The organism is Rhodospirillaceae bacterium, from assembly GCA_040219235.1.
Taxonomy (GTDB): domain Bacteria; phylum Pseudomonadota; class Alphaproteobacteria; order Rhodospirillales; family Rhodospirillaceae; genus WLXB01.
In genome coordinates this window covers 1-26,730 of the sequence record JAVJSV010000002.1, presented here as the reverse complement: position 1 = coordinate 26,730, position 26,730 = coordinate 1, and the positions used below count along the sequence as shown (strand labels likewise).

Sequence of the window (26,730 nt, the reverse complement as noted above, 5' to 3'; positions counted from 1 at the left end):
TAACAGACTTATCGTCGTGTCGCCTTGGTCCCTAGGTCTGGAAACGCAGTGTCCAGGTCTGAGAGCTCAGGTAATTCGATTTCTTTTTGCGGTTGGGATGGGAAGTCCTCCAGTGGGCCAGTCATCCCAACCTGATCGCGATGTACGGCTGGCGAACTTTGCACATACAAGCTTAGCAGTTGGGCCACGCTGACCATGGAATCGATATTGGTGCGTTCATAGCCATGGCTGGCATCAATCCCAAAAGTGATCAATGCGGTGCGAATGTCGTTGCCTGCTTCAACTGCCGATGCTGCGTCACAACGATAATACCGGAAGACGTCCCGTTGGTGCTTCACGCTGTGGGTTTTGCACAAGCCGATGAGATGGCGCGTTAAGTGCCAGTCAAACGGCCCCGTCTGATCGCCCATGCCTATCGTAACGCCGAACTCGGATGAATTTTGTCCGGGTGCAACTGTGCCATTGTCAACGGCCACAAGCTCTGCCACGTCTCCGTGCAACACGGCTGATGCTCCAGAACCAACTTCCTCGGAAATCGTGAAGAGGAAGCTGGTGTCTACAGCGACTTTAAGTTTTTTATCTTTGATGGCTTTAAGCGCGGCCAGCATGGCGGCCACTCCGGCTTTGTCGTCGAGATGACGAGATGAAATATAGCCTCCGGAAGACAATTCCGGTGCCGGATCAATTGCTACGATATCACCGACGTTCACACCGAGATCCAGCAAGCCTTGAATGCTCGATACGTTTTCATCGAGGCGGAGTTCAATATTGGTCCACTCTGAGGGTTGAGTATCGATCTCTTTGTTGAAGGTATGGCCTGAAGCTTTGAGGGGTAAAAGCGTTCCTCGGAAACTCCGGTCGTCGCCGTATATGGTCACGCGAGCCCCTTCCGCGAAACGGGAAGACCAGTGTCCAATCATCACAACTTCGCAGCGACCATTTTCCTTCAAACGTTTGATTTGCGCGCCCAGCGTATCGACATGGCCAATGACCGCGCGTGACGGTGACGCAGTGTTGCCCTTCAGCGTGACTCGAATTGCTCCGCGCCGTGTCAGTTCATGCCCAATACCAAGCCCGGCCAGGCGTTCACACACGTAATGCACAATGTTGTCGGTGTAGCCAGCCGGACTGGGAATGGCGAGCAAGTCTAGCAACGTATTCATCATCGCTTCGGTGTCGATGAAAGGCACGCCAAACTTAGGGTGCTTTGTTTTTCCCGTTTTTGCAGCCAATTGCGCTGCTTTTACCGTGCGTGCTTTTGGCGATTTCGACTTGAGGGATTTTGTCTTTGCTTTACTGGGCTTGGGAGTCATGGGGTTGCCGTTTGGTTTGGGGAAAAAGGAGATCAATAAAACGTTCTACAGTCGGCTGCGGTTCGTGGTTGGCTAAGCCTGGCCGTTCATTGGCCTCAATCACCATATAATCCGGCTGGTCCGGGGATGTCACAATCAGATCCATACCGACCACGGGGATGCGCAGAATTTGACTCGCCTTAATGGCGGCCTCTGCGAGCTGAGGGTGCAGAATATCAGTCACATCGTGTAAGGTACCACCTGTGTGCAGGTTGGCCGTCTTACGCACCGCTAATTTGGTTCCCGCTGGCAGGACGGTATCCATGTCATGACCAGCTTGGTTCACACACCGTTCGGTTTCGCGGTCCATGGGGATATGGCTTTCGCCACCGCTTGCTGCGGCCCGCCGCCGGCTTGTGGATTCGATCAACTGGGCCACGGTCGCAGTGCCGTTGCCGATGACCTCGGCTGGTCGGCGAACAGCCGCGGCGACAACCTTGTGATCAATAACGATGATCCGTAAATCGAGACCCTCGCGATACTCTTCAATCAAGACAGTATCACCAACAGCGGCTGCGGCGTCAATCGCAATGACCAACTCGCTGGCTGTGCGAATATCTACGCTGATACCGGCACCCTGTTCTCCCTCTGCGGGTTTAACAACCACACGTTTATGCGTGTTGAGAAAGGCTTCATTTTCTTCAGGATCTGCGGTCTCCATTTGCGCTGGAACAGCAATTTCGGCCCTGCGCAACAGCCGACTGGTGAGGGCTTTATCGTCACACCGGCTGAGCGCAACCGCACTGGTTAGATCTGAGAGGGATTCACGGCAATGGATGGTCCGCCCCCCCAAGGTGAGGGCAAAGAGTCCCTGATCTTCGTCTTCAACGCCCACCTGAATGCCCCGGCGTCGCGCTTCGATCGTGATGATGCGGGCGTAAATATTAAGCCGTGAGTCCGCACTGTCCCCAATGAAGAGTTTTTCATTGATCACGTTGCGTTTTTTCACACAGAAAAGAGGTAACTCTTCCATGCCCAGCTTGGAATATAAGTTGATCGCGCTAGCGTTGTCGTGAATGACGCTCAAATCCATATATGTTCGGCCGCGGGCCTGGAAAAATTCAATCAGGTACCGCACCAACGCTTCGCCGATGCCGGGGAAGGGGGTGTCCGGGTCGACCGCCAGACACCAGAGACTTGAGCCTTTTTCCGGGTCACTGAACGCGCGGTGATGGTCAATGCCTGTGACAGTACCGACAATGCGACCGGTTTTTTCATCCTCAGCCACAAGGTAAATGCGCGTCCGCGAGGCACGGTTGTTTTGCAAAAACGCATTTGGAACCTGAACCATACTGCATTTGGTGTAGATGTTGTTGACTGCTTCCGCGTCAGCACGGTTGCGTAACCGGCGGATAAAGAAACCTCTAATTGGGGTGCGTCGAGGTTTATAGCGGTTCAGCCACATCCGGTAGGTTTTTGACGGATCGAGAAAAATGTCTTGGGGGGCATGAGAGATAAGCACTTGTGGGTCTGCAACATGAAAAGCAATGTCACGGGCATTTGGTTCTTCGGCACGCAACATGTCAGCCAGCACACCGGATTGATCAAAGGTCGGTGCAAAGAACAGCCGTCCCCATCCACATTCCACGAAGGCATCGGGATCACCAACCTGATTGACAGCGGCGATCGGCAAAAGATTTTGCTGCCGCACACGCGGGACCGGTTTACGCCGCCGCTGCGTGCCTGATTTTTTTTGAGATGCAGTCATGGCGTTTTAAAGGTCATGAGCGTTGAGCCAAAGTCCCAGCAGCGCGACTTGCCACAGTTTAGAGCCACGCAAGGGCGTGATGTGATCATCCGGATTTTCGAGCAGCCGGTCGATATAGCCGCATTGCACGATATTGCGTTGCGTGAAGGTTTTATCAGTAACGACCTCGCGCACCATGTCGAGCACGGAGCCGCGCAGATACTTTAACGCCGGCACCGGAAAATACCCTTTGGGCCGGTCAATAACTGAGGCGGGAATAACCCGCCGCGCGGCTTCTTTCAGCAAATGCTTGCCGTCGTGCTTGATGTGCAGGGCGGGCGGAATACGCGCTGCCAGTTCAACCACCTCATGATCCAGAAACGGCACGCGGGCTTCGAGTCCCCAGGCCATGGTCATCGTATCGACCCGTTTCACTGGATCGTCGACCAGCATGACGTGGGTGTCCATGCGTAAGGCTTTCGCGATGCCACTTGTGGCTCCGGGTTCAGCAAAACGCTCGGCAATAAAAGCCCGGGCGTGGTCATCCCCATCACCATAAAAGCGCGGCGTCACGGTTTCGCGGTACTCAGCATGCGACCGGTCGCAAAACACGCGGGCATAGTCGTCCGTTGGGGACTGAGAGTGAACCATCGGCGGGTACCAATGGTAACCACCGAACACTTCATCGGCGCCCTGGCCCGATTGCACCACCTTCACATGCCTTGACACTTCCTCGGACAAAAGAAAAAATCCAATGGAATCATGACTGACCATCGGTTCCGACATGGCCGCGATGCAGGCAGGCAGTTCGGGCAACAACCGTTTTGCGCTGTCGACAAAAATTTTGTGGTGCGTCGTGTCAAACCGCTCAGCGATGATGTCAGAGTATTTGAACTCATCGCCGGCCTCTTCTCCGACGGTTTCAAAGCCGACCGAAAACGTGTTGAGATCTTTCGCACCCTGTTCCGCCAGCAAGCCAACAATCAAACTTGAATCGACGCCCCCCGAGAGCAACACACCGACCGGCACATCAGCTTCAAGGCGGCGTTTGACCGACACCCGCAAGGACTCAAGAACCTGATCGGTCCAGGCGGTCTCATCCATATTCGTCTCGGCGTCACCGCGGCTATAATCGACCTGCCAGTACCGCTTCAGGGCGCGTGTCCCGTCGGCCTTAACAGTCATGATGTGGGCTGGCGGCAGTTTCTTGATGCCGTTCAGCAGCGTGCGTGGTGGTGGCACGACGGCATGAAAATTCATGTAATGATTCAAGCCCACCGGGTCGATGCTTGTGTCGATACCCCCGCCGGCCACCAGGGCGGGTAGGGTGGAGGCAAAGCGCAGCCCACCGGCAACCTCGGCGTAGTAAAAGGGTTTAATGCCCAGGCGGTCCCGGGCAAACGTGGTGCGTCCGGTCTCGCGGTCATAGATGGCAAAGGCAAACATGCCATGGAAATGATCAACGCAGTCAGCGCCCCAAAAATGGAACGCTTTCAGGATCACTTCCGTGTCGGAATGGGCGAAAAACCGGTAGCCCTTGTCTTGCAGGGTCTTACGCAAGGCGCGGTAATTATAGATGCAGCCGTTGAATACAATGGTCAGACCCAGGTCGGGATCGACCATCGGTTGTTGGGCGTTTTCGCTGAGATCAATGATTTTAAGACGACGATGCCCAAAGGCGACCCGGCCTTGGGCCCATAGTCCCTGGCCATCCGGGCCGCGTTTTTGCAAGACGTCCGCCATCTTATCGACAACCGCAGCGGATGCCGTGCTTCCGTCAAACGTAATCTCGCCCGCGATGCCACACATAACTGTAATAGATAGCCCAGCACCCCCCCTGCCTGTCAAATTATCAGACGTATTATGGGATGAAATAACGCGTGAACCGGAAATACGTACTCAATGATCACACGAAAGTCTGTGACGGTAAGGTCGGCGCGATCGTATAGAAGCCTGAGAGAGTGTCACCAAAGCCAGCTGGGATTTAACACATGTTGTTGACCGTGATATCTTCTCATCATGGACAACTATCACAATGAAGTTTTGATCTCACTCAGACGCATTACGCGGGCGATCGATCTCCACTCCAAGCGTTTGGCCAAAGAAACCGGCCTCACGTCGCCGCAAATTCTTGTCTTGAGTGCGGTGGCGGCTCATGGCTTTGCGCGTCCATCAGAAATCGCAAAACAAGTTCACCTCTCCCAAGCCACAATCACATCCATCGTGGACCGCCTTGAAAAAGCCGGATTGGCGATACGTGAGCGCGCTGCGACCGACAAGCGTTCCATCGATGTGGTTATTACAGATTTAGGTCGACAGCGGCTGAAGAATGCCCCTGAACCACTGCAATCAGGTTTTCTTCAGGCGTTCAATCAACTTGAAAGCTGGGAGCAAAGTATGCTCGTTGCTGCGGTGCAACGGCTGGCCGCCATGATGGATGCTGACCAGATTGAGGCCGCGCCGATCCTGGAATTGGGCGAATTAGATAAACCGTCAGATTAAACCTGTGGGTTAGCCAGCTACAGTTAAAAACTCGCCTTCTTCGGGCGTATCCCAAGGCAAATGGCGGTCATCCAGAACGACAAGATTGTCGACGCTGACAATCGTACCGCTGGTCTGATATCCAAGAATATCTTTCGCTGCTCCATCCGGATTACGAGCCAGGACCATCGTTTCTTCAGCCGTAAAATTCGAGAGGCCGCGCGCACGCTCAACGCCGGCTTCATCATAAATATGGATGACGTCGCCATTACTGTAAGAACCTTGAATAGAAATGATATCTCCGCGGCTGAGGCCACGAGACCCGGTTTCCAGTGCATCCGCAGAGCCTTGTTTGATCACCACGCTGCCTGCGACTTGCAGGCGGTCCGTCAGCCAGACTTTCCAATCGGGTTCACGCTCTGCATGAGCGATACACCGCGTGTGGATGCGCTTGTTATTGATGAGAGAATGCACGGGGCGGTCAGCTACGCCGTGGCCGATCAGTGTCGTACATCCGGTGTTTTGAGCCATATTTGCGGCTTGCATTTTGGTTAGCATCCCGCCACTGCCGAGCGCGCTTACCCCTTGGACGACTTCGAGATACCGGGATACATCTTCCACAGTCTCAACAATCTGTGCGCCTGATTCTGCCGGATTGCGGTCGTAAAGCCCATCCACTGTAGTTAAAATCACTAAATAATCTGCCTGGATCATTTGCGCCACTTTAGCGGCCAGCCGGTCATTATCGCCGACACGCAGTTCTTCGGTGGTGACGGAGTCATTCTCGTTCACAATCGGCATAACGTCGGCTTCAAGCAGTCGGTGAACTGTGTTTTTGGTATTGAGAAAGGGGCGGCGTTCTTCCAGGTCCCTCAAGGTGACGAGCACTTGTGCAATATCGAACCGCTGCTCGTGAGCCACTTGTTTGTAAGCGTTCAACAGAACCGGCATACCACAAGCAGCGGCGGCCTGCCGGTCACGCAGTCCAGCCTCTTCAGCGGTTACACCTATCGTATTCAATCCTAGCGCAACGGCACCCGATGACGTGAGCACAACCTCGTAACCGTCAACGCGGAGTTTTGCGATGTCATCCAATAGCACTTGGATAAAAGCCCAACGCGGGGTCAGCATTTCTTCATTTGCTAAAAGACTAGAGCCAACTTTAACGACAATTCGTTTTCGCTTGGACACTCAAAACTCCTAAGGTGGTCAAGGAAGCGGCCTCTTTACTGGATTTTGTGCAGCGTAGCAACTTATTTGAATACAAAATTAAGTTCTAAATACAGATGTGCTGAATTAGCCTTTAATTCTTTAAAAATGAGGGTTTCTTGTTTTTTAATGCGATTATTCCACGCTTTTATCATTTGAATTCAAAGTTAAATATGTTAGGTCACCCCAATCCGAAACAGTTCAATATGGTGCAATGCAACAAAATACATCTCAGGTGGTCATGGTGGGCTGCGGAAAAATGGGCGGCGCTCTCATAAGCCAGTGGGTAAGTGTTGAGTCTGTTCAGTTTACAATTGTAGATCCCGCATTGGCCCAGGCACCTCCAGGCTCACGGTTGGCCGCGCGTGAGGATCTGCAGCCGGGTAGCTTTGATGCTCTGGTTGTCGCTGTGAAGCCGCAAATGATCGAGGATGTATTGCCCTCCGTCACCCATCTCTTAGCGCCAGAAGGGTGTGTTGTGTCCATCGCAGCTGGTTTCTCAATGGGCCGATTTAATGCTTTGTTACCCAATACACCGGTCATACGGATTATGCCGAACCTTCCAGCGGCCATCGGTCAGGGTGTCAGTGGGCTCGCGAAAAATGCCCAGGCTGAAACATCCCATGTGGCTCTTGTTGAAGCGCTAATGGGAGCAGCCGGGCGCTTCATTTGGCTCGACAATGAAGATCAACTGGACCGGTTTACCGCCGTGGCTGGCAGTGGTCCTGGTTATGTATTTGAAATTGCCCGCACCTATGTTGAGGCTGCAAAAGCGCTGGGTTTTTCGGAGGAGCAAGCCAGAGACTTGGTATTGGGAACCCTCAAAGGCACCATTGCCATGGCTGATGGATCCCAGGAGTCTCTGGATGATTTGCGCAACTCTGTTACCAGTAAAAACGGTACCACAGAGGCCGGTCTTAAAGCTTTGAACGGGGACGGAACGTTGACCACCCTTATGAAGCAAACTCTTAAAGCAGCCTACGACCGATCAATCGAACTTCGATAACCTTACCTGCACCTTAGTTAAATGGAGAACGGCAGCCCGTTTCAGGGCACCATAGAACAGACCCTATGACCCATATGAAAGATATCATTGTTGACGACGTAAAGGCTCAAGGCAGGACGGCGAAGCATGCCGCTCGCATCCTGGCCTCAGCCTCTACTGAACAAAAGAACGAAGCGCTGCGGGCTGCGGCCAAGGCCTTAAGAAGCAACTGCACTCAATTACTCCAAGCGAACGCGCAGGATGTTGAGGCGATCCGGGATCAAAAGCCAGAGTCATTCATTGATCGGTTACGCCTGAGCGAAGATCGCATCGAAGCTATGGCGCAGGCGCTTGAGGACATCGCGACATTGCCGGATCCTGTGGGCCGTGTCTTGGCGACATTCGACCGGCCAAATGGTCTTAAGATTGAGCGTATTGCGACGCCCATTGGTGTGATTGGGATGATCTATGAGTCACGTCCGAATGTCGGGGCGGATGCCAGCGCGCTTTGTCTAAAGTCCGGCAACGCAATCATTCTGCGGGGAGGGTCCGAAAGCCGTCATTCAACCGCGGTCATTGTCGAGTGCATGCGAGAGGGCCTGTCGGCGGCTGGGCTTCCTATTGACGCTATTCAACGTATCCAAACCACGGATCGTTCGGCGGTATCCATACTTCTTTCCGATAGCGAGCACATTGATTTAGTGATCCCTCGCGGTGGTCGCGGGTTGGTTGAACTGGTCCGTGATCAGGCAAGTGTTCCGACGCTGCTGCATCTGGATGGTAATTGTCATAGCTACATTCACGCCGCTGCAGATCTCACCAAAGCAATCGATGTCGTAGAGAACGCAAAGCTGCGCCGCACAGGGATATGCGGCGCCACGGAAAGTATAGTCATAGATCGGGCAATCGCCGATGAGGCCATTCCCGCTATTGCGGCCAGATTAACAAGTTGCGAATTGCGCGGGGATTCCATCGCGACCAGCTTGGACCCGCGCATCAAGCCTGCCGATGATAGTGATTGGGGGGCTGAGTACCTTGAGGCCATCGTCTCCATCAAAGTAGTCGATGGCCTTGATGAGGCCATTGAACATGTGACGGCGCATTCTTCTGGGCATACCGATGCCATCCTCACCGAGGATATGGAAGCGGCGCGTAAATTTATGACAGCCATTGATTCTGCAGTGGTGATGCACAATGCCTCCACCCAATTTTCTGACGGTGGTGAGTTCGGCATGGGTGCAGAAATTGGTATTGCGACAGGCAAAATGCATGCCCGTGGCCCCGTGGGATTAGAGCAACTTACAAGTTTTAAGTACCTCGTATATGGCACCGGACAGGTCCGAGGTTAATTCTGCGCCTTAACTTTACAATTAAACGGACGGAGACATCATGAATTCCGCAGCACTCGCATCACTCGGCGGCTATTTTGTCCTTATGATGGCGATCGGATATTACGCTTACAAAAAATCCACCAGTGACGTGTCCGAGTATATGCTTGGCGGGCGCAAGCTGCACCCGGCTGTCGGGGCGCTTTCAGCCGGTGCCTCAGACATGAGCGGTTGGATGCTGATGGGCCTTCCCGGTGCGATCTACCTGTCTGGATTAGGCGCGGCGTGGATTGCGGTGGGTTTAACCATAGGTGCCTATTTCAACTACCGCCTGCTGGCCCCCAGGCTCCGCGTTTACACCGAAATTGCCGACGATGCGATCACCATTCCGGATTTTTTTGAAAAACGTTTTGAAGACAAAACACGGATGCTGCGCGTTCTCTCATCAGTCGTGATCGTTATTTTCTTTACCCTTTACACCTCAGCCGGAGTGGTGGCCGGGGGCAAGTTGTTCGAGGCTTCGTTCGGCCTCAACTATCAACTTGGCCTTGTGATTACGGCCAGTGTGGTTGTGGCTTATACCCTGTTCGGCGGATTCCTTGCCGTCAGCCTGACCGACTTTGTTCAAGGGTGCATTATGTTCATCGCCTTGATCCTCGTGCCTGTCGTCACTTTAACCCAAATCGGCGGCATCGGAGAATTGGGCCCGCAATTGACAGCGATTGATCCAACTCTAACGGACTGGTTCGCTGGCACCACAGTGCTTGGCATTATCTCAAGCATGGCCTGGGGGCTTGGTTATTTTGGACAGCCGCACATTATTGTGCGGTTCATGGCCATCAGAACCATCAAGGATGTTGCGGTTGCACGCCATATTGGAATGTTCTGGATGGTTGTTACAGTCATAGGCGCAGTGCTGACCGGTATGGTCGGGTTGGTCTATGTGACAAATACCCAAGCCGTCGTAGATGACCCTGAGACGATTTTTATTGTGCTTTCACAGGTGCTCTTTCATCCTTTGATTAGTGGCTTTCTGCTTGCAGCAATTTTAGCTGCGATCATGAGCACGATTTCAAGTCAGTTGTTGGTTTCATCCAGTTCTCTGACTGAGGATTTTTACAAAACATTTCTGCGCCGCAATGCGTCGCAGACTGAACTGGTCTTCGTCGGCCGCGTGTGCGTGTTTGCTGTATCTATTTTGGCGATTCTTTTGGCCTTGGATCCACAAAGCAACATCCTGTCGCTGGTTGGTAATGCTTGGGCAGGTTTCGGGGCGGCGTTTGGCCCCATTCTGCTTCTGAGTTTGTATTGGCGTGGGATTAACCGTGAAGGGGCACTCGCGGGTATGATTGCAGGTGCCGTGACGGTGCTGTTCTGGCTTTATGCGCCTATCGAAATCGGCGGGCAAAGTCTGCCGCAGATATTGTACGAGATCATTCCCGGTGTGATCATGAGTACCATTGCCGCCGTGGCTGTCAGCCTTGCCACTACCGCGCCGGTCAAGCGTGTTCTTGAGCGGTTCGATGAGATGGAAGACCTCATTGAAAACGGCGTTGTTCAGGACAATCCACAGTCCGTCGCTAGCTAAATCAGGCTAATCATTCATCCGGAGGCTGTGACACCCTAATAGCCACCGGACTTTATCTGGAGAAACCGTATGCACATCAGCTCTACAGGTGCGTCTAAATCACTGCAGGCTAAAGGCGGCGAGGGGGCCCTAGGGTCGGTCCGCGCCCTGCACCGGCTTGATGAGCGCGATGTGATTGACCGTCTGATTCGTCATTCAGGGATCACTGAAGCAGACCGGGAGGCAATAGGCAAAGAAGCGGTCAAGTTGATCAAGGCGATACGCTCGGATAGCAAGCCTGGCCTGATGGAAATGTTTCTGGCCGAATACGGTCTGTCCACAAATGAGGGGATCGCCCTTATGTGCTTGGCAGAGGCTCTACTGCGTGTCCCCGACCCAGGCACCATGAATGCCCTTATCGAAGACAAGATCGCGCCTTACGACTGGGATGATCACCTCGGCAAATCTCAGTCGACCATTGTAAACGCCTCGACCATTGGCCTGATGCTTACAGGGCGTGTGTTGGACGATGATAACTCAGCGAGTGTGCTGGGACTTCTTAACCGCACGGTCAAACGACTTGGCGAACCAGTCGTCCGCATTGCCGTTAAGCAAGCTATGAAAGAGATGGGTGATCAGTTTGTTTTGGGCCAGACCATCGAAGAAGCAATGGAGCGTGGCGCAGCCGAACAGAAGAAAGGCTATCTTTACTCATACGACATGCTGGGTGAAGCAGCACTCACGGCCTCGGAAGCCGAGGAGTATTTTCAAGCCTACGCCAAATCCATTAAAGCTATCGGCAGCGGCGGGCCTTACGAAGCTATTCAAGACGCGCCAGGAGTTTCGGTCAAACTCAGCGCTCTGCATCCCCGTTTTGAATTCAGTCAGATGGACCGGTTGTACGATGAACTGGTGCCGCAGCTCATCCAATTGGCCCTCATGGCGAAAGACCATGGCATCGGACTCAACGTGGATGCGGAGGAAGCAGATCGCCTCGAAGTCACGTTGAAAGTTGTGCAGGCCGCGCTTTCCGATGAACGCTTGGCGGGCTGGGACGGCTTTGGTCTTGTGATTCAAGCTTATGGTAAACGGGCCAGCGTTGTCATCGACTGGCTATATGATTTGGCAGTGACCTTAGACCGGAAAGTGATGGTCCGCTTGGTGAAGGGCGCGTATTGGGACACCGAGATCAAGCAAGCCCAGATAGACGGGGTAGAAGATTTTCCTGTGTTTACGCACCGCGTGGCCACCGATGTTTCTTATATCTGTTGTGCCAAAAAACTGCTCAGTATGACGGATCGGATTTATCCTCAATTCGCGACCCATAATGCGCAAACGGCTGCGGCTGTTATGCATCTTGATCCTGAGCGTAAAGATTATGAGTTTCAGCGGCTGCATGGCATGGGTGAATCGCTCCATAACCTGCTTCTGAAAGAGCACGATATGCGGTGTCGCATTTACGCCCCCGTGGGGCCGCACAAAGATTTGCTGGCCTATCTGGTGCGGCGGCTGCTTGAAAATGGGGCCAATTCCTCTTTCGTCAACCAGATTGTTGATCCCCGACTGTCGCCAGAGGCGATCGCGGCTGACCCCTTTAGCCGCATTGATGGCCAGCTTGACCGGCCGGTGCCAGGCTTGAAGCTGCCGTATGCCTTATATCATCCTGAGCGCGATGCATCGCGGGGCTGGGATCTCGGCAACGCCTCTGATGTCATGGATTTTGATCGCGCCCGCCACGATTTCGCGGCCCACAACTGGCGCGCCGGGCCGCTAGCAGTTACGCCATCTGATAGCGAAGACGTGCAGGACATCACAAACCCTGCCGATCCGAAGGATGTTGTCGGTCAAGTGACAATGGCTCGGAGCGCAGATGTGGAAGCGGCCTTTGCAGACGCCACGCCATGGGCTGGAGTCGGTTCAGAAACACGTGCGCAAGTACTTGTGAATGCAGCGAGCCTGTTCGAGGAATACTATGGCGAGGTGTTCGCCCTGCTGGCTCGAGAAGCCGGAAAGACTCAAGCCGATGCCGTTGCCGAATTGAGGGAGGCCGTCGATTTCCTGCGCTACTATGCTGCGCAGGCTGAGCCCCCACCGAGTACGGATGTGTTGGGCACGGTGGTCTGTATCTCGCCGTGGAATTTCCCTTTGGCAATTTTTACGGGTCAGGTGGCGGCCGCTCTGATCGCTGGCAATGCTGTGATCGCCAAACCGGCTGAAGCCACACCTTTGATTGCTCATTTGGCCGTTCGATTGCTTCACAAAGCTGGCGTGCCGTTGAGCGCGTTGCAATTCCTGCCCGGAGAAGGGCGCAGCATCGGACAGGGTTTATCGGCGGATGCGCGTGTTGCGGGTCTGTGTTTCACTGGATCTACAGCGACGGCCCAAGCGATTCATAAACGCTTGGCGGATCATGCGAGACCGGCCGTGCCGCTGATTGCCGAAACCGGTGGACTCAACGCTGGGGTCATTGACTCAACCGCTTTGCCTGAGCAAGCCGTGCGCGATGTTGTTATTTCAGCCTTTCAGTCAGCCGGTCAGCGGTGCTCGGCGCTTCGCATCCTCTATATTCAAGAAGATGTTTTCGAGACGTATGTCGAGATGATTTCCGGTGCCATGGATCAACTGTCACTTGGGAATCCATGGGATTTAGCGACAGATGTTGGTCCCGTGATCAGCGAAGCCGCGCGTTCTGACATGCAAAGCTATGTGGATGCGGCAGAGCAAGATGGCCGGCTGATCAAGCAATTAGACGCGCCAGACAGCGGATGGTTTTTAGGTCCGGCCCTGATCCGGGTCAACGGTATTGAAGATCTGGACCGCGAAGTGTTTGGATCAGTTCTGCATGTCGCGCCGTTTAAGGCGGATGCCTTTGACGAAGTGATAGACAATATTAACGCGAAGGGGTTCGGCCTCACCTGCGGGCTACACACGCGAATTGACAATCGCATCGAAGGCTTGATCAGCCGATTGAGGGTTGGAAACCTCTATGTCAACCGAAACCAAGTTGGGGCTATTGTCGGGACTCAGCCGTTTGGAGGTGAGGGTCTGTCTGGCACGGGTCCAAAAGCCGGCGGCCCCCTATATGTGTCCCGCTTCCGCAAGCAGCTTAAGGCAACCGCCGAGCCCACTGAGAAAGCTCTGGAGCCTACGCTCTCCTCAGACCAGGTTCAGACGTTGTTAGATGAAGTGCCAGAACCTCTCGCGGAGCCGCTTTCCATCGAAGATATGCCCGGCCCGACGGGAGAGTTGAACCGGCTGTTTACGTTCCCGAGAGGAAAAGTACTTTGTCTTGGACCGACGCTCCAGCAAGCGCTGCTGCAGGCAGGTGCAGCAAGACGGGTGGGGAGTATTCCCGTGATTATCGTACCTGGATATACCGGGCCGCTTGGCCTTGAGGGTGTGCTGAACCTTGCGGACCTTGAGCATCTTACTGGATTTTCTGGCGTCGCCTTGGCCAGCGCGGAAAACACGATGCGCAAAGCGCGGCAAGCACTTGCCAAGCGTGAGGGTATGATCATCCCCCTGTTAGATTCAGAAGCCGCAGAATCTGCGTTCGTTCTGGAGCGGCACCTCTGTGTGAATACCAGCGCCGCCGGCGGAAACGCAGCGCTGCTGAGTGCTGTGGAGGCGTGAGTCAGGCCTTCACGCCATATGAAATGAGTCAGGACTTACTTCCAGGCCCCAAATAGGTACCACGCCTCGCCGTTGTATCCCTGCTTCTCAGGCGTTGGTTTGACATGCTCATGATCATGGCGGCTGATTTTGCCAGCCCAGGCGGGGTAATGGCCCGGTTCCAGGTCTGGATTGACGCCCCCTTCAATGCAGTTCTCTGGGGCGAACCCGGCGGCGTGCAGCTCAGCTTGAAAGTCCATGCCATGCAACTGCACCCAAAACGGCTCGTTATTATACCAGGCATCCCAGTTGCGTAAAAACCGATCAAACACGGGGGTGTCAGGTGTGAAATTGGGTTGCTCCAGGTTAAGCGTCAGTCCGCCCGGATTAAGCGCGCCATGTATCTGCTTTAAAATCCTGGGCAACGCGACGCCGGAGGTTTCGTGGAAAACCATGGTGGTCTGAATCCAATCAAACGTGCCGAGGGAGTTATCAAGGTCTTCAGCGGCTCCCTGGATAAAGCGTACATTCGGAAACCCCATGGAGTGCGCCCGCGCTTGACCGTAACGCAGCATCGGCGCACCCGCATCCAGTGCGACGACCTCAGCCTCAGGGAAGGCGGCAGCCAGCGGCAGTGTGTTGTTGCCGTGGGCCGCGCCGATATCAAGAATTCGTTTTGGTTTGAAGTCGGGATGATGCTGCTTCAGCCATTTGGCCATGCCACGTCCGCCCGAATCTCCTTTCGCGCCAAACATCCCCATCGCTGTGACAAAGGTCGCGATATCATAGGTGGCCGCCGCCGTCAGATCACCGGGCACGATTTCAGTGTGATAGCCTCCGGGCTGGAGATGATTATCAGCCTCAACAAGATAGCGCGGCACCTTGAATAATGGATTTAGGCGCAAGGTGGCGTCTGTCGAGTCTTCTGCGTGGGTCAAGGCCGCAGCCTGCTGCCGCAGGGCCTCCAATTGCCGGAGCGCGATATGACGCGCGGTCTGGCGATTCATCTCCTGAATGGCGCGGCGCAGGCTCGCCCAGGATTGATACACCGGGCTCGACCAGATCGCTTTGCGCACCGTGGCACCGGTCTGGACTTTGGGGTCTGTGAGATCAAGCTCTTCAGCTGTCAACTTGGGCTTAGCGTCATGCTCATAGGCCAGCTTGACGCCAGAACTCAATGTGGCCGCAACTGAAGCGTTGAGTGAGGCCAGCACATTAACCCGCGCCGACTCATCATGGTTGATCTCGGGCATCATGCCATGGCGATAAAGCGAACGTGAATCCGGTGGTAATGGGACGGACATGGGGCGAGTATCTCGATCTGGCGGGAGCAGGTTTAAGACATCAGGTTACACTAAATTGAGACCCAAGCCTATGCAACGACACTTCTCGTGCAACGACCCCGCTAGGTGTCTCATGTCTGATTTTCAGCCATACACACTTACAGACTTTAAGTTGTTAAAACACTCATTGTTTGTGTGCAGGTCTATCTGTTAACCCAAAACCGCCATCACGACGAACAGCAGAACAAGTGCGCCTACAAGAGAGATGACCAGAACGTAGCGCACCCCGTGCCCCTTTTCGCCTTGTCGAATTTCAGATGGTGTTTTCTCCCCAGCGTGATCTTTTGGGTCTTGAGACATAACGTAACTCCTTCTTTTTTTCCGTTGGAAATATAACCAGTGACGTGCGCGAAATGACACTGCGAGAGTGCATGTCATTAAAGCGCGAGCGGCGCGGTCTAACGAGACCGTCAGACAGGCTGGCCTCTTAATAAAACGAACGATCTGTGCGCGTTTTTGTTCCCATCAATCTCTGCCCCAGCCTTTAGCCCAAACTATCAGCACCAGCCTTACTGTTAGAGTCTAGGTTGCGGCGGTTCTGTGATCGGCGGGTCATGTGGCACCGGCGGTTTAGGAGGCTTAGGCGGCTTCTCATCAGGCGGTGGTTGTTTCACCGGTGGTTCGTCTGGCACAGAGGGCGGCTGCGGAGGAGGTCGTGTCGGATCTTTGACCGGCTCGGGTTGCGTGGGCGGTTGAACCGGTGAATTTGGTTTTCGGGGATCAGACCCAGTCATCGTTCGGAACCTTTGCATTCAATTGAAATTTTGTTGTTGCGTACTGTTTAAACGCCGGTCGCCATACAATGTTCCGTCACATAAGGACTCTTCCGTCACACTAGGATTGCTTCGACGCGTGCAAAAACGTTCAGAGCTATTTTGAGAGCATCCAGAGTGCCATGGCGATCATCATTACATTTTCAGTCAGCGAGATAACGCCGAGGGGTACATTGCTGTTGCCGCCAACACAGGCACATTTTAGGTCTCGTTTATCAATATAGACGGCTTTAAAAACAGACACGGCACCGATGGTCCCGATGAACAACGCAACCGGGGCCGATACCCAGGTTAGCGCCCCGGCCACCATAAGCACGCCGGCGCCTGCTTCCGCAAAAGGGTAGACATAGGCATAGCGCACCATCCGCCGCGCCAGCAGGTCATAGCCCAAAAACATATTTGAAAAGCTTTCCAGGTCCCGCAGTTTTAAAATGGCGAGAATGCACATGCTGATGGCAATAAACCACTCCACAGCCCGCACGGTAAATACAGACCCGAAAGCCGCCCAACTCACTGCCAGCGCCATTAAGGCGGCCATAGCAAACACGGCGATAACTGGTCTGTAGGTGGTTGCATCCTCATCCCTGACAGCCATACCAAAATACTTTCGCACCGCCTCGTAACCGCCGATCCGCTCGTTGCCGATAAACACCTGCGGCGTGGTTTTCACGTCGTGTTTGTCCATAAAGGCATCGGCTTGGTCGCGCGTTTCCAACCAATGGTCCTCTACACTAAACCCCTGACGTTCCATCAGGTCCTTGGTTTTCAGTCCAAACGGACAGATGTGCTCGTCCGTCACCATGCGATACACTGTAGCGGCCTGGATCGGGGCGGTCGTATTCGTCATTGTCGAAACCTCTATGTGCTGACTTCTATTTATTGACTTCAAAATTAGGGACCGGGCGGGCTGCGGCTTCTGCTGCAGTTTTGGCCACGCCGTTTGCTTCAATGTCTTTGAGCATCCATTCCATTTCTTTAATTTCGCGCCGTTGCGCCGCGATGATGGCGGTGGCGAGAGCTTGAACCCGTGCATCGTCGATATTTGCCCGTTCGCTGGTCAGGATGGCGATGGAGTGATGCGGAATCATGGCTGTCATCCAGGAGGTGTCATCAACGGTCGACTGACTGCGCACCAACCACAGTGAGGCCAAAAAAACCACCACACTGCCGCCGTATATCAAGGCGTTAACTTTGGAATTCTCATACATGCCCAGCATGAAACTCAACATCACCACAGCCATGCCGGCTCCCATAATGAGGGTCATGTAAAACCGTGTCTCACTCCAGCGCACATGCGCCATTTCGTAGGAATTAAGATACATCAGTCCAAACATCACAGCCATGGATGTGGCAATCATGCTAAAAAAACGTACGTAGGTTTTTTGGGTCTCGCGCATCGCGGGCTCCTATAAAATAACGACAATTTTACCGTCTTGCGTGTTCAACGAAATAACAGGCGAAGAGTTCCCGCAATGCTGTCTATTCGAACGCCCTTCCTTGGGATAAGTTAAAGACCTCTTCCGCGACCGTGGAGTGACGACAGCTATGAAAAAGTCAGACTTTAAGGCGTACACCGCCAACCGGCGCAGCTTTCTGAAGGTTGGACTCGCGACAGCAGCACTCACGTCAATGCCGCGCGCTGTCCATGCCCGCAACGCTTCAGACGTCATTGTGATCGGCGCCGGGCTGTCCGGTCTTAACGCCACTTTGCTGCTCGAAGAGATGGGGGCCTCCGTCACCTTGCTAGAAGGCACAGATCGCATTGGTGGCCGATTGTATACCGCGCCCGAGAACGAAGTGCCGGGTCATCCGGAAATGGGCGGCAGTGGCATTGGCGGCGGCTACGCCAGATTAAAAGATGCAGCCGCGCGTTACGGCGTTGCGCTTGAACCCGCGCGCCCCCGCACCGAGCCGCGCGACGGCGAAGTGATGTATCACCTGTATAACGAGAACATCCTGGTCGATGAGTGGGAAGGGCACGCCAAGAACCCGTTTGTCGATCCGGCGGCGCGGGCGATGCCACCTTATTTCTATCAGTTCACGGCCTATGGCGCGGCCAACCCGTTGCCGGAAGGCGATATAGAAGCCTGGCAAGATCCAGCGTATGCCAAATACGACATCTCTGTTTACGACTTCCTCAAAGCGCGTGGTGTGCCTGATCCCGCCATACACCTCGGCTCTGGCACCAACATGAGCTACGGCTCCAACGTCTTTGATCTCTCTGTTTTAATGTGGTTCCAAATTGCCACCTGGGGGCAAGTCATTGGTGCGTTGGGCGATGGCAGTGGGTCAAAAGCCGGCGTCGGCGGCAACCAGCGCATCCCCGAAGCCATGGCCACGGGCCTAAAGACGGAAATCCGGTTTAAGACCCATGTCACCGGCATACGCTCGCTGCCCGATGGCGTGGAAGTGCATACCCGCGACGGCGAAATTCACCGGGCGAAGTATCTCATCTCGTCACTGCCCTATTCTGCGTTAAAGTTTGTGTCTGTTGAGCCGTCTTTGCAGGGTACCCAGTCTGATGCGGTTAAGAACCTCGGGTATACTCCGGTGTTTCAAGTCCACTTCGTGCCGACCCGCAAGTTTTGGGAAGACGATGGCCTGCCGCCGAGCATGTGGACCGACCGCAGTATGGGGCGCTTCATGGCGCTAAAGAATGATCCGTCCAATCCCGATGACGTGACCAGCTATATTTCTTTCGTCAACGGCGATATGGCGAAATTCATGGATCGTATGCCGCCGGATGATGCGGTGGCTTTTATGATGCAAGAGCTGGCGGAGATCAGACCCAGCACCAGGGGGGCGTTAAAACCGGTCAAGGTTTGGTCGTGGAACCGCAACATCTTTGCGGGCGGGGCGTATGCCTATTGGAAGCCGGGTCAAATCACTTCGTTCGCGACAACACTCGCCACACCGTGGCACCGCATCCATTTTGCGGGTGAGCATACCTCTGCCACCGACCGCGGCATGGAGGGCGCGATGGAGTCCGGCGAACGGGCGGCGTTTGAGGTTCTTGATCGCCTCTAACCCGGAACACCTGAAGCGGAATATCTAGAGGGGACTTGAATATGAGTTTACGCACTTACTACAGAGCACTCGTCTTGGCTGCGTGTGGGGTTGCGCTTGGGGCTACACTCGGGGCAGCCCTCGCACCCGCCCCGGTTCAGGCTCAAAGCCCGCTGGAGCAAGACCTCGCACAGATCATGACCTGGTGGCCCGGCACTTATAACAACGACAAACAGGTGGCAGAGGTCGAAGCGCGCATGGGCGAAGATAACTTCACTGGTGAAGTGTGGCGCGTCGATAACTCCGGCATGGGCGGCTATCTTAACGTCACCTCTCACTACGCCCGCATCGATTTTCCAGCATTGGGTGAGAATGTTTTGTACGTTGAAGAGTATCGCGATGGTGATCCGAGTGAGACCTATCGCCAACGTATCTATAATCTCACCATTGATCAGGAAGAAGAAGTCATTCGCGTTAACCTGATCAACTTCAAAGACCGGGAAAAATACATCGGGGCGTATAAAGACCTGTCTATGTTAGAGGGTCTGACCCCGGACGACATTTCCGCATTTCCAGAGATTTGCGATTTGATCGTCGATCAACGCGGTAACGCCTATCATATGCCCATGCGCACAAACGCCTGTGCCTTTGGCGGCCAGGCTTTCAGCTATGAAGCCGTGATTGACGGCAGTTCTTTTTGGTTCCGCGACAAAATTGTCCGCTTGGACGACGGGACTGTGGTTATGACCATGGCCAACTTCAACTTCCATAAGTTAGACCGCGTTCAGTAAGCCCGCTGACACAAAAGGCCCACATTAAAGGATGGTCCCATGACCTCACAAAAAAATGAGTCAAAACGGAGTGATGCAACACTGAACGATGCAAGCCGGAACGACCCAACACGCCGCCATGTTTTGTTCGCCGGCGCGGGTCTGTCTGTCGGCGCGCTTGCGGCGACCGGTGGCCGTGCGGCTCAGGCAGCAGATGAAAAACCCGTCAGTGATGAAGATGCCGGGCGTTACGGTGGTATAAAAATAAATGTCAAGCCGGGTATCGAGGCGGCGGGGCCTAAAGTGCCTTTGTACCGCGCCGCCTGTGTGCAGACGGTCGCGACGCCCGCCTTTGACAGCAATGGAAAATTCCGTCCTGATGGTTTGCAGACCAATGTTGACCGGGTGGCAGCGTGGATTGAGCGCGGCGCGGACGAGGTTGGCGCGAAGTTGTATTCCTTCTCTGAGTTCTGCTTGCAGCCGGCCCCGGCGGGCGCCGGTGTCGAGGAATGGATCAAGGGCTCCATTGAGGCCAACGGCCCGGAGATCGAACAGCTGGGCCGGGCCGCGCAAAAAGCAAACGCCTTTGTCGCCATCAACGCCGCCGAACGCATTGCGGCTTTCCCAGGCCGTTATTTTCTCAGCGGTATGATTATTTCTCCCAGCGGCGATCTCATCGTCAATTATCGCAAACTCAATGACCCGACAGTGAAAACCCGCCCGGGCGATATTCTTCCCGCCTGGTTGGACGCCTTTGGCGAGGACAGTCTGTTTCCGGTGGCGGACACAGAGATCGGCGTGCTCGCCAGCATGGTGGCCTTGGACGTCAAACAGCCCGAAGTTATGCGCGGGTTTGCCCTCAAAGGGGCCGAGCTGATTGTCAATCCGACCGCGTCGCCGGAGTTTCCGGGTGCCGTGCGTCCAAGCGTCAGCACCATGACCCGCCGTGTTCGCGCGTCCGAAAACATGGCCTATGTCCTGCTGTCAAATTTAGGTCCGGTGGGCGAGGATGAAACAGCGGAGGTTTCACCCCGGCAACCGTCAGAGATTATCGATTTTCGTGGTGAACTAATGGCGGCAGCCGAAGATGGCGGCGAAGGCTTCATCACCGCGACCATTGATATTGATGCCCTGCGTCAGGCGCGCACCGGTCTGGGGTCGCAGAACACGTTGGGCGCGCTGCAGGTGCCGGTGCATCGCCTGACCTACAATGCGGCTGAGTTTGCCCCCGTCGGGGCGTTCACAGACACACCCATTCAGGACGCCAGTGAGCACGATGACCTGCTGCGTGAGACCATCAAGAGCTTGGTGGACCGCGGCGTCTTGAAAGCCCCCGGTGTGGCATAAGGGCGTGGCATAAGAAAATATCGCGCGCACAAGGAGAGACGGACATGAAGACATATTTGACGGCTGTCGTGATGGTTTTATGTGCCAGCCAAGCCAACGCCCAAACCATGACCATGACGCCGCCATCCTGGCCGGCAACAGAGCCCAAGCTGGAGAGCGCAATCGCGTGGCGTTCAACCATCATGGTGCGCGACGTTGATGTATCGTTGAAACTTTACCGCGACATCTTTGGGATGCGTCTGAGCGAGAGCTTGCGCAATGTGGCCAGTCCGGTGTTGGAATGGACGCTCGGCTTTGAGCCCGGTGAAGCGATGGACTTTGAAGTGCTGCGTCCGGCGCTGGACAGTGATCAGGTCAACGCCAATTCAAGCTATCTCGCCCTGATCGCGCCCCATATCAAGAAGCCTGAGGCCCCGGCCATTCCTGAGACGGCGCGCAAGCCCTATGGGGCGATTGGTCTGTTCATTTTAACGCCCGACGCAGATGCGGCGTTCAACCAGGTCAAAGCTGCCGCCGCTGAGGACGGGTATGTGATTGTCAAAGAGGGCGAACGCACCGCCGCCGGACGCATGACACGTTTCTGGATGAAAGATGCAGATGGCGTGGGTCTGTTTGTCGCCGAGTCAAACCCCATGCCGCTCTTCCTCAAGAAAGTCGAACCCACCATTCGACACATCCCTGAATGATCATCGCAAGACACCATAACAATATAAATTGTTATTTTCAAGTGAATTCTCTGTTTTCCGGGAAATACTTTGGTGCATGGGCTCGTTACAAGGGGGTGCGTCTGGGGTGTTCCATGGGCTCGTTCCTCCGATCATACGTCCATGGGCTCGTTTGAGCGGAACCAGTTGTGCATGGGCTCGTTCCACGACCGAGGCCCCAACAAGAAATTCTCGAACCAAGGTGAGCGCTAGTTAAGAAGGTTTAAAACGATGACTTTGCGACGTGGATACGCTGATGGCCCGTTCGGCCAACTTCATTTTCAAGACAGCGGCGGCGATGGCGCGCCTTTGATTTTATGCTCACAGTCGCCCTTAACGAGTCGTCAATTCGATAAGGTCTATCCGCTGTTGGCCGAAGCTGGCATCCGCACCATCGGCATTGATACGCCTGGGTTTGGCATGTCTGACCCGCCATCCCAGCCGCCGTTTATTCCCGATTATGCCAAGGCTATTCCTGCCGTGCTTGATCACCTTGGGCTGGCCTCGGCCCATGCTGGCGGCCACCACACCGGCTGTAAAATCGCCATGGAAGCCGCCATCGCTTATCCGGATCGGGTGCGGTCTCTGGTGTTGTCCGGGCCTGGCCCCATGAGCCGGGAAGAGCAGCAAAGCTATATCGATACCGTGCTGGAAGAAGAAAAAAACTTTGCCCCCAAAGCCGATGGTTCACACTTCTCAGATATGTTTGTGAAGCGCCTGAAGTGGGTCGAAGATCAGCCCGACGGGCTCGATCTTTGTACCGGCTATGTGGTGCAGCCTCTCATCGGGCGGGGTCCATTTTGGTATGGTCACCATGCCGCCTTTAACTATGATGGCGCCGCTGCTATGCAGAAGGTCACACAGCCAACCCTGGCCCTGTTTAACACTGGCGACATCCTCTACCCGCTGGCCGAAAAGACCATGCAGCTCTGCCCGCATTTTACCTATATCGAAATCGAAGGTGGCGGTGTGGATATCACTGATACCCACCCAAAAATCTGGGTCGAGAAGGTGGCCGGCTATCTTCACAGCTTAACAGTTTAGCCCTCAATTTCAGCGCTTCGCCTGAGGTCTTAGGCTTTCTTGCATCGCTCCGCCGCCCCAAACGTTAATGCTCTGCTGCGCAAATGCGGCGCTTTAACAGTCTCTACATCTAATAATTGTATTGAGTGTACTTGGCTCATAATTTTGGTACACAGCATCCATGACTCCGGGACACATCAATAAAGTACTGATCATTGAGGATGAGCCCGCTTTGGCTCAGCTGTATGCCAGCTATCTCGCCCCTGACTCTTTTGCGGTCACAGTGGTCAACACCGGCGCAGAAGCTCAGACGCAGCTGACCGAAACCGTATTCAATGCGGTCGTCACCGACGTTCAGCTGCCCGATGCAAATGGCATTGAGCTGGTGAAGTCTCTGAAGACCAATCACCCAGAGACGGCTGTGGTTGTCATATCGGCTCATGGGTCCGTGAGCATGTCTGTTGAGGCCATGCGCGCCGGGGCGGATGACTTTCTGGTCAAGCCCTTCAGCAGCAGCCGTTTAACGACAACACTGTCTAATGTTCTCAAAACCCAAACCCTGCAAAGTCAGATTTCTGAGCTCAAGAGTCGTAAAGAACGTGGTCGTTTCCACAGCTTTGTTGGGTCATCAAAGCCCATGCAAGGAGTGTATCGCCTGATCGAACTTGCGGCCAAAAGCAAGGCCCCGGTGCTGATCACCGGGGAGAGCGGAACTGGCAAGGAGCTCTGTGCTGAGGCGCTCCATCACCAGGGGCCCAGAGCGAATAAACCATTTGTGGCGCTGAACTGTGGCGCGATCCCGAAAGACCTTCTTGAAAGCGAGATTTTTGGTCACGTAAAAGGCGCGTTTACGGGGGCCACGGTAGACCGCAACGGCGCCGCTTCGTCTGCGGACGGCGGGATTCTCTTTTTAGATGAGATTTGTGAACTTGAGTACGACGTGCAGTCCAAGCTGTTGCGGTTTCTGCAAACCGGCAAGGTCCAGAAAGTAGGGTCAGATCACGTTTCTGAGGTCGATGTCCGTGTCATTTGTGCGACCAACCGTGACCCCGCAGAGGAAGTGCAGCGCGGCACTTTCAGGGACGATTTATACTATCGGCTCAATGTCATCCCCATACACCTGCCATCCCTCAGGGATCGTGGGCATGACGTTATTGAAATCGCAGCTAAGTTTGCTGCTGATCTGGGGCAGGAGGAGCGCGGCCACTCTGCGCATTTGACCGAGGATGCCCAAGCCCGGCTGCTCAGCCATCCCTGGCCTGGTAATGTCAGGGAACTCATCAATAAAATTCGCTCCGCAATCGTTTTAAATGACACCGCGGACCTCACTTCAGACACTCTGGGTCTTAATGAAACGGGGTCTAAAGCTAACATCAGAGAGGTTTCAGCATCTGCAAAAGAGAGTCTGGATGCGCAGTTAGATGTGTTGCCTTTGTGGAAAGTTGAACGCCAGGCGATCGAATCTGCCATTCAGAAGTGTGACGGTAATATTGTCCAAGCAGCCCAGCTTCTGGAGGTCAGCCCGTCAACAATTTATCGCAAGCGGGCCGAATGGGTGGAAACCTAGGGTTAAGCGGCTGTTATTAGGTCGCGCATAGAGAACCTTACGACCGAATTTGTAAAGTAAGCGAGTCAAATCTTGTTTTGATTACAATAGTTTACGAATTTTTCAATGATTACGTGTATCCGATCGGATATCACTTACGATCAATGGTCTTTGCGCATCACTGAGCGCCCAAACAGACTCCGTTCAAAGGTATTTTATGAACCACCCGACGTCAGCAATACCCTTATTTGAGGACTCTATCCCAAAAATATTGATGTCCCGTGGGGAAGTGTTGGTCTCTACGGTTCTTATTAACCTGCTTGGCTTGGCGCTGCCTCTTGCCCTGTTGCAAGTGTATGACCGCATCATCCCCAACCAAAGTGTTAGCACTTTATCTCTGCTCGTTGTGGGGGTTGGCATTGCTGTGCTGCTTGAGGCGCTGATGCGGTTATCCCGGTCCTACGTTATGGGGCGCGTGGGGGCGAAGTTCGAATACACCGCAGGCTGCGCAGCTTTTGAGCATATGTTGGCATCCGATATCGGCGCTTTTGAGCGTACCGGCTCTGGCGTTCATACCGAACGTTTCGGTGCCCTGAATCAATTGCGCGACTTCTATTCCGGCCAAGCGGTTCTGACGTTGCTGGACTTACCATTTGCGCTGTTGTTCTTAGGTCTCATCTTTACGCTGGGCGGCAGTGTTGTGGTGATTCCTGTTGCGCTTTCGGTGGTATTTTTTCTCGGCACATTGGCGCTGGGCCGGCGTCTAGAAGCGCGGATGGATGAGCAGCTTGAAAAAGAAGAAGACAGATACAGCTACATCATTGGCGTGTTGAACGGCATTCACACTGTGAAAAGCATGGCCTTTGAGAACCTTCTTCAGCGCCGCTCTGAACGGTTACAGGAAAGTAAAATTAACGCTGGCCTCAAAGTCGATGAACTGGCGTCCTTGATGACCGACATGGGCCATTTGTTGACCCAAGTGTGCATTGTGACCGTGGTCGCTTACGGGGGGGCCTTGGTGATCGATGGCACGCTGACCATTGGTGCGCTCGCGGCTTGTACCTTGCTTGCGGGGCGCGCCTTGCAACCCCTGAACGGTGTGATTGGCTTCTGGACGCGTTTTCAATCCATTAAAAACGCCCGAAAGAGATTCCGGACGATCTTTGATATGCCCTTGGATCGCGATCTGAAAGACGATGTAAGCCATGACCGCTTGAATATTGAAGGCGAGATTACGCTGCGTGATGTGACCTTCAAGTTTACGGACGACGGTGAGACGGTTCTTGATAGCGTTAATTTGCATATCGCGCCCGGCGAAATTATCGGCATCGCAGGGCCTAACGGCAGCGGCAAGTCTGTTCTGCTCACCTTGATCCGAGGGCTCATTCAACCCACAACAGGTGAAGTCTTCATTGATGGTGAACCGTTGTTGAAAAGTGGTCCGGCACGTCTTCATGGGCAAGTGGCTTATTTACCGCAACGCGAAGCGCTTTATCGCGGCACCATCTTAGAAAACATCACAACGTTTCGACCGGAACTTAAAGAGCAGGCCAAAGTTATTGCAGATATGGTCGGTTTGAAGGCTGTGATTGGCAAGATGCCGCTTGGTTATCAGACCCAAGTGGGCGCGGGAGCAGGAGATCTGCTGCCGCGCGGTGTGGCCCAACGCATTGCGCTGGCGCGGGTTCTGTTCGACCGGCCTAAGATCATGCTGTTTGATGAAGCCAACTCCGCTATGGACGACGATGGTGATTCCTACCTGAGAGATATTTTACACCGCTTAAAGGGCCACACGACTTGCATTGTCGTGAGTCACAGGCCTTCCATTCTCAGGCTGACGGATCGTATTTACCATATGAATAATGGTCGGCTTGATGATGATCCGCACAGACCGGAGGGCGCGAAAGACAGACCGGAGGGCGCGAAAGACAGACCGGAGGGCGCGAAAGACAGACCGGAGGGCGCGAAAGACAGACCGGAGGGCGCGAAAGACAGAC

Annotated in this window: 19 protein-coding genes and 1 pseudogene; 12 read left to right on the top strand and 8 right to left on the bottom strand. The window is 54.3% G+C overall.

Annotated elements, in window-relative coordinates:
- Positions 1-8: 8 nt before the first annotated feature.
- The 3 genes from RIC29_00250 to RIC29_00240 are packed head-to-tail and all read right to left on the bottom strand — an operon-like array spanning position 9 to position 4,848.
- Positions 9-1,313, bottom strand: coding sequence for an osmoprotectant NAGGN system M42 family peptidase (locus RIC29_00250; protein ID MEQ8733325.1), 1,305 nt, complete (start codon positions 1,311-1,313; stop codon positions 9-11).
- Positions 1,294-3,060 carry an N-acetylglutaminylglutamine synthetase gene (gene ngg / locus RIC29_00245; GenBank protein ID MEQ8733324.1) on the bottom strand — a complete coding sequence of 589 codons (1,767 nt, stop codon included), beginning with the start codon at positions 3,058-3,060 and terminating at the stop codon, positions 1,294-1,296. The genes RIC29_00250 and ngg overlap by 20 nt, the downstream gene beginning before the upstream one ends.
- A 6-nt stretch (positions 3,061-3,066) precedes the next feature.
- Positions 3,067-4,848, bottom strand: coding sequence for an N-acetylglutaminylglutamine amidotransferase (locus RIC29_00240; protein ID MEQ8733323.1), 1,782 nt, complete (start codon positions 4,846-4,848; stop codon positions 3,067-3,069).
- Positions 4,849-5,058: 210 nt separating this feature from the next.
- Between RIC29_00240 and RIC29_00235 the strand changes: the two genes are divergently transcribed.
- Positions 5,059-5,541 (top strand): MarR family transcriptional regulator, encoded by a 483-nt coding sequence (locus tag RIC29_00235; GenBank protein ID MEQ8733322.1) that lies wholly within the window; start codon positions 5,059-5,061, stop codon positions 5,539-5,541.
- A 9-nt stretch (positions 5,542-5,550) separates the two neighbouring features.
- Here the strand turns inward: RIC29_00235 and proB are convergent, their stop codons facing one another.
- Positions 5,551-6,711, bottom strand: coding sequence for a glutamate 5-kinase (gene proB, locus RIC29_00230; protein MEQ8733321.1), 1,161 nt, complete (start codon positions 6,709-6,711; stop codon positions 5,551-5,553).
- 232 nt (positions 6,712-6,943) lie between these two features.
- On the opposite strand from proB, the gene RIC29_00225 reads away from it, so the two are divergent.
- From RIC29_00225 to putA, 4 genes and pseudogenes are all read left to right on the top strand, one after another.
- Entirely contained in the window at positions 6,944-7,735 is a 792-nt protein-coding gene (locus RIC29_00225; protein ID MEQ8733320.1) for a pyrroline-5-carboxylate reductase, read from the top strand.
- Between the two features lie 50 nt (positions 7,736-7,785).
- Positions 7,786-9,063 (top strand): annotated as a pseudogene (locus RIC29_00220) (glutamate-5-semialdehyde dehydrogenase).
- A 40-nt stretch (positions 9,064-9,103) separates the two neighbouring features.
- Complete coding sequence (gene putP / locus RIC29_00215; protein ID MEQ8733319.1) at positions 9,104-10,630, top strand: sodium/proline symporter PutP; 1,527 nt, start codon at positions 9,104-9,106, stop codon at positions 10,628-10,630.
- Between the two features lie 69 nt (positions 10,631-10,699).
- On the top strand, positions 10,700-14,242 hold the full coding sequence (gene putA / locus RIC29_00210) for a bifunctional proline dehydrogenase/L-glutamate gamma-semialdehyde dehydrogenase PutA (protein ID MEQ8733318.1): 3,543 nt from the start codon (positions 10,700-10,702) through the stop codon (positions 14,240-14,242).
- Positions 14,243-14,277: 35 nt separating this feature from the next.
- Here the strand turns inward: putA and RIC29_00205 are convergent, their stop codons facing one another.
- From RIC29_00205 to RIC29_00190, 4 genes are all read right to left on the bottom strand, one after another.
- Positions 14,278-15,525 carry a class I SAM-dependent methyltransferase gene (locus tag RIC29_00205; GenBank protein ID MEQ8733317.1) on the bottom strand — a complete coding sequence of 416 codons (1,248 nt, stop codon included), beginning with the start codon at positions 15,523-15,525 and terminating at the stop codon, positions 14,278-14,280.
- A gap of 189 nt (positions 15,526-15,714) precedes the next feature.
- Positions 15,715-15,864, bottom strand: coding sequence for a hypothetical protein (locus RIC29_00200; GenBank protein ID MEQ8733316.1), 150 nt, complete (start codon positions 15,862-15,864; stop codon positions 15,715-15,717).
- A 570-nt stretch (positions 15,865-16,434) separates the two neighbouring features.
- Positions 16,435-17,184, bottom strand: a complete 750-nt coding sequence (locus RIC29_00195) for a glutaredoxin family protein (GenBank protein MEQ8733315.1) — start codon at positions 17,182-17,184, stop codon at positions 16,435-16,437.
- 25 nt (positions 17,185-17,209) lie between these two features.
- On the bottom strand, positions 17,210-17,734 hold the full coding sequence (locus RIC29_00190) for a DUF305 domain-containing protein (GenBank protein MEQ8733314.1): 525 nt from the start codon (positions 17,732-17,734) through the stop codon (positions 17,210-17,212).
- Positions 17,735-17,882: 148 nt separating this feature from the next.
- On the opposite strand from RIC29_00190, the gene RIC29_00185 reads away from it, so the two are divergent.
- From RIC29_00185 to RIC29_00155, 7 genes are all read left to right on the top strand, one after another.
- A complete protein-coding gene (locus RIC29_00185; protein ID MEQ8733313.1) occupies positions 17,883-19,364 on the top strand; it encodes an FAD-dependent oxidoreductase in 1,482 nt (493 codons plus the stop codon).
- 41 nt (positions 19,365-19,405) lie between these two features.
- Positions 19,406-20,134, top strand: coding sequence for a CpcT/CpeT family chromophore lyase (locus RIC29_00180; GenBank protein ID MEQ8733312.1), 729 nt, complete (start codon positions 19,406-19,408; stop codon positions 20,132-20,134).
- Positions 20,135-20,173: 39 nt separating this feature from the next.
- A complete protein-coding gene (locus RIC29_00175; GenBank protein MEQ8733311.1) occupies positions 20,174-21,460 on the top strand; it encodes a nitrilase-related carbon-nitrogen hydrolase in 1,287 nt (428 codons plus the stop codon).
- A gap of 44 nt (positions 21,461-21,504) precedes the next feature.
- Positions 21,505-22,146 (top strand): VOC family protein, encoded by a 642-nt coding sequence (locus RIC29_00170; GenBank protein ID MEQ8733310.1) that lies wholly within the window; start codon positions 21,505-21,507, stop codon positions 22,144-22,146.
- Between the two features lie 249 nt (positions 22,147-22,395).
- On the top strand, positions 22,396-23,208 hold the full coding sequence (locus RIC29_00165; GenBank protein MEQ8733309.1) for an alpha/beta hydrolase: 813 nt from the start codon (positions 22,396-22,398) through the stop codon (positions 23,206-23,208).
- A gap of 160 nt (positions 23,209-23,368) precedes the next feature.
- The gene (locus RIC29_00160; GenBank protein ID MEQ8733308.1) at positions 23,369-24,754 is read left to right on the top strand and encodes a sigma-54 dependent transcriptional regulator; all 1,386 of its coding nucleotides are present in this window, start codon (positions 23,369-23,371) and stop codon (positions 24,752-24,754) included.
- A 196-nt stretch (positions 24,755-24,950) separates the two neighbouring features.
- Positions 24,951-26,730: peptidase domain-containing ABC transporter (locus tag RIC29_00155; GenBank protein MEQ8733307.1), on the top strand; the 1,780-nt coding region annotated here is incomplete at its 3' end.

Bases quoted from the DNA above. Each gene is read 5' to 3' on its own strand.
- RIC29_00165 (MEQ8733309.1), top strand. From the start codon at position 22,396: ATGACTTTGCGACGTGGATACGCTGATGGCCCGTTCGGCCAACTTCAT.
- RIC29_00160 (MEQ8733308.1), top strand. From the start codon at position 23,369: ATGACTCCGGGACACATCAATAAAGTACTGATCATTGAGGATGAGCCC.
- RIC29_00175 (MEQ8733311.1), top strand. From the start codon at position 20,174: ATGACCTCACAAAAAAATGAGTCAAAACGGAGTGATGCAACACTGAAC.
- RIC29_00200 (MEQ8733316.1), bottom strand. From the start codon at position 15,864: ATGTCTCAAGACCCAAAAGATCACGCTGGGGAGAAAACACCATCTGAA.
- RIC29_00225 (MEQ8733320.1), top strand. From the start codon at position 6,944: ATGCAACAAAATACATCTCAGGTGGTCATGGTGGGCTGCGGAAAAATG.
- putA (MEQ8733318.1), top strand. From the start codon at position 10,700: ATGCACATCAGCTCTACAGGTGCGTCTAAATCACTGCAGGCTAAAGGC.
- RIC29_00240 (MEQ8733323.1), bottom strand. From the start codon at position 4,848: ATGTGTGGCATCGCGGGCGAGATTACGTTTGACGGAAGCACGGCATCC.
- RIC29_00195 (MEQ8733315.1), bottom strand. From the start codon at position 17,184: ATGACGAATACGACCGCCCCGATCCAGGCCGCTACAGTGTATCGCATG.
- putP (MEQ8733319.1), top strand. From the start codon at position 9,104: ATGAATTCCGCAGCACTCGCATCACTCGGCGGCTATTTTGTCCTTATG.
- RIC29_00185 (MEQ8733313.1), top strand. From the start codon at position 17,883: ATGAAAAAGTCAGACTTTAAGGCGTACACCGCCAACCGGCGCAGCTTT.
- RIC29_00205 (MEQ8733317.1), bottom strand. From the start codon at position 15,525: ATGTCCGTCCCATTACCACCGGATTCACGTTCGCTTTATCGCCATGGC.
- RIC29_00170 (MEQ8733310.1), top strand. From the start codon at position 21,505: ATGAAGACATATTTGACGGCTGTCGTGATGGTTTTATGTGCCAGCCAA.
- RIC29_00190 (MEQ8733314.1), bottom strand. From the start codon at position 17,734: ATGCGCGAGACCCAAAAAACCTACGTACGTTTTTTTAGCATGATTGCC.
- RIC29_00250 (MEQ8733325.1), bottom strand. From the start codon at position 1,313: ATGACTCCCAAGCCCAGTAAAGCAAAGACAAAATCCCTCAAGTCGAAA.
- ngg (MEQ8733324.1), bottom strand. From the start codon at position 3,060: ATGACTGCATCTCAAAAAAAATCAGGCACGCAGCGGCGGCGTAAACCG.
- RIC29_00235 (MEQ8733322.1), top strand. From the start codon at position 5,059: ATGGACAACTATCACAATGAAGTTTTGATCTCACTCAGACGCATTACG.
- RIC29_00180 (MEQ8733312.1), top strand. From the start codon at position 19,406: ATGAGTTTACGCACTTACTACAGAGCACTCGTCTTGGCTGCGTGTGGG.